Below are 3695 nucleotides of genomic sequence, written 5' to 3' on the forward strand. Positions count from 1 at the left end.
ATACACTGAAACAATCAACACCTTTGTTAAGATTCATACCGATGATGGATTAGTAGGACTAGGAGAGGCTTCTCCATCCCCCGCGTTCACAGGCGAAAGTGTGGGTTCAATCCACGACGCCGTGAAACTCATTGGGAGCAAGATAATCGGCGAGGACCCCTTTGACATTGGCAAGATACATGGCATTATGGACAAGTTTATCCTCTATAATAGATCGGCTAAGTGTGCAATTGACGAGGCTCTCTATGATATCATGGGCCGTGCGTCTGATATACCAATCTACGACCTCATTGGAGGCTCATACAGAGATGAGTTCTCCACTCAGCGGGCAATCCCGATTCTAGAGCCTGATGAAATGGCAAAGATGGCTGTGAAGCTAGTGGGCGAAGGCTACACCGTATTTGAAGTCAAGGTTGGTCTTGATCCCAAGAAGGATGTAAACAGAGTTGTTGCAATTGAAGATGCTATTGGTGACAAGGCAACCTTGATAGTAGATGCCAACTGTGGTTGGGATCCCATGGATGCAGTCAATGTCCTGAAGCAGATTGAGCATTACACCAACATACTAGCGGAACAACCAACGAGATCTCTTGATGGTCTGGCATGGATTAGGGACAAGATTAGCATCCCGATAATCGCTGATGAGAGCCTGTTCACCCCGGAGGACGCTCTGCAAATCATCAAGAAAGATGCTGCTGATATAATGAGCATGAAGCTCCTGAAGGCGGGAGGCTTCTATGAATGCCTTAAGATTCGCGCCATATGCGATACTGCAGGAATCCCATACCGGATAGATGACATGGCCGTGACAAAAGTCGGCAACACAGCAAGTGCTCATCTGGCATGGAGCTCAAAGGACATCGTGGGTTGTGGCGTTGCCCAACACTTCTTCCTGACCAAGAAGCTAAAGATTCTCAAATCTGGCGGAGTAAATATAGCTGACGGAATGGCAGTTGCGCCGGACGGTCCTGGCCTTGGACTGGAAGTGGATGATGAAGTCTTGGGAGAGCCCGACTTCACTGTCGAGTAGACCCCCCATCCCACAATACAGAGTGGAGGATGATTCCCTGTGGAGAAGCTGGATAATACCATGAACGATCTTGAGAATGCTTTTAAAGACCTGAAGGAGTTCCTACATAGAGTAAGATATGAAACGCCTAGGGAGAAGACCCTGAGCTATGTCATACTCTTCGCTGGGTTACTCATCTTCCCCAACTTCCTTGGCGTCTATCCTGTGCACGTGTTGAATGTTGCACTGTACTACATTGCGATTGTGAGTACATGGAATCTGCTTGCAGGATATACTGGTATCTTCTCATTGGCCCAAGCAGCAATGTCTGCTACAGGATCATATACGACTGCGCTACTCGCGAGATACTATGGGATCCATCCTGTTATGGGAATCATCCTCGGAGGTTTTGTTGCAGCACTGATTAGCTACTCAATTGGAACCATTACTCTAGGCATGCGGGGGATTTATTTGGCCCTGTCAACCTGGGCTTTTGCTGGTTCTGCAAGGCTTCTCATATCGATTAACTATGAGATTACGAGGGGGGACCTCGGTCTACCTGTCAACTATTTGTACGGTGTCATCCCCGGCTCTGCGCCTATGCTCTACTACTACACAACGCTTGCACTAACAATAGTGACTCTATTGGCAATATACCGCATAATTCACTCCCGGACAGGCTTGTTCCTCCAAGCGATACGGGAAGATACCATCGCTGCAGAAGTTGCTGGAGTAGATACTGTCAAGTACAAGAAGCGCATTTTCATCCTGTCCGGTTTCATCGCCGGAATCTTCGGTGCCTACTATGCGCACTTTATTGGTGTCATCAGCCCTAGTCTGTTCAAGTTCGGAGAAATGGCGCTGATTATTATCATGACAATAATGGGTGGCTACGGTACTTTCGTTGGTCCAATCATTGGAGCCACTGTCATAGAATTGTTGACCGAGTACCTTCGAGAGTTTGAGGAACTCAGGATGGTTATGTACGGAGTGATTGTCCTTATCATGATGAGAACATTCAGAGATGGAATCTGGGGCATCCTCCAAGATGTCCGTGACAGAATAAGTGGTGAAAGCAAGGCAAAGACAGTCTATGAGAAGCACCTAGAAACCGAGCAATTTGGTGGCGAGAATGGTTGAGATTGCTAGTGGACGTAACAATTACGGCCAGTTCTTGGGAATAATTATGTTAAAAACCTCTTTCACAAGAATACCTGGAGACATAGGAAACGCATCAACTTTCGACTTTCCAGTCCGCTACAAGGTCATTGAGGAGGCAACACCAATCAGGGTTGTCGATGAGGCTGATCGAGCTTTGCTTCCTCACTTCATTGCCGCTGCAAGAGATTTAGAGGCTGAAGGCGTCAGGGCAACAACCACATCCTGTGGGTTTATGGCTCTCTTTCAGAACGAGCTAGCCAATGCTGTGGATATTCCGGTCTTTACATCAAGCCTACTGCAAGTCCCTCTTGCATGTCGAATGCTACGTGAGGGAAAGAGAGTAGGAATAGTAACTGGTAACTCAAAGGCATTGACAGAGGACCATCTTGGTGCAGTAGGCATAACAGATTCGATGCCTATCGCTATTGTAGGTATGGAACACCAAGAAGATTTCACAGAAGCGATAGGAGAGCACCTGAAGCGGCCAGTTGACCCAAAGAGAATCGAGAAGATCATGATCTCTGTTTGCAGAAATCTGAAGAAGAAAGAGAATCTCGGTGCTATTGTATTTGAATGCACCAATCTCTCGCCCTATGCTAAGGCAGTCCAAGACGAGGTAGGATTGCCTGTTTATGACATAACAACACTGTGCAATTACGCCTATAGCGTCACATTCAGAAGCAGGTTCGAAGGCTTTCTTTGAATACAGAGTTCCAGATAATAGGTGCTGTCACGATGACTCAGAAGATAACAGTCTGTGGGGGAGGAAATGGATCACACGCCATGGCTGGCGACCTCTCTCTCAGGGGATACAAGGTCACCCTGTTTGAGCATCCAAAGTTCAGACAGAACATCGAGAAAGTGCTTCAGACTATGACAATCGAAGTTGTCGGTGAGATAGAAGGAACTGCCAATCTAGAGGGAGTTACTGTGAGCCCAAAGGAGGCTGTTGAGGACGCGAATACCATTCTCCTTCCAATTCCTACCTACGCCCAAGAACCCTTCTTTGATTTGATGATGCCCTTCTTCAAGGAAGACCAACGGGTCATCATGACAACAGGCAACTATGGCTCCATCATCCTGGGCAATTTTTTGAATACTAGGCGAAATATCCAGATGGTTGTCGGCGAAACCAGTACATTGCCCTACATTGCACGGATGATGGGACCCGGCAAGGTCCGAGTGATTAAGGACCAGAAGAAGTTCTTTGCATCGGCATTTCCTGCTGAACATAATCAAGATGTTATCCAGGAGCTTGATTCGCTATACAAGAACGTTGCTATTCCCACTAGAGATTCTGTCGAAACAGCTCTGAATAATCTGAATCCCGTTGCTCATCCAGCTGGTCTGTTGCTGAACGCTGGAAAGATAGAATCTGCGGAGATAGAAGGTGAGGACTACTACCTGTACCGAGAGGGGATTTCTCCATCGGTGGCACGGGTGATTGAAACAGTCAATGCAGAACGGTTGAAAACTGCCACAGCACTCGGGTATTCTGCCAAGAGCCTCTGCGAAGAGGATACAG

The 3695-nt window shown here is 47.3% G+C and carries 4 protein-coding genes; all 4 read left to right on the forward strand.

Annotated elements, in window-relative coordinates:
* Positions 1 to 1030, forward strand: a 1030-nt coding sequence (locus GF309_05900) for a hypothetical protein (protein MBD3158307.1), incomplete at its 5' end; no start/stop codon positions are given.
* Between the two features lie 39 nt (positions 1031 to 1069).
* The gene (locus tag GF309_05905; GenBank protein ID MBD3158308.1) at positions 1070 to 2149 is read left to right on the forward strand and encodes a branched-chain amino acid ABC transporter permease; all 1080 of its coding nucleotides are present in this window, start codon (positions 1070 to 1072) and stop codon (positions 2147 to 2149) included.
* On the forward strand, positions 2142 to 2873 hold the full coding sequence (locus tag GF309_05910) for an aspartate/glutamate racemase family protein (GenBank protein MBD3158309.1): 732 nt from the start codon (positions 2142 to 2144) through the stop codon (positions 2871 to 2873). Before GF309_05905 ends, GF309_05910 begins: the two co-directional genes overlap by 8 nt.
* A gap of 32 nt (positions 2874 to 2905) precedes the next feature.
* Positions 2906 to 3695, forward strand: a 790-nt coding sequence (locus GF309_05915; GenBank protein MBD3158310.1) for a hypothetical protein, incomplete at its 3' end; no start/stop codon positions are given.

It is taken from the genome of Candidatus Lokiarchaeota archaeon, assembly GCA_014730275.1.
GTDB lineage: Archaea > Asgardarchaeota > Thorarchaeia > Thorarchaeales > Thorarchaeaceae > WJIL01.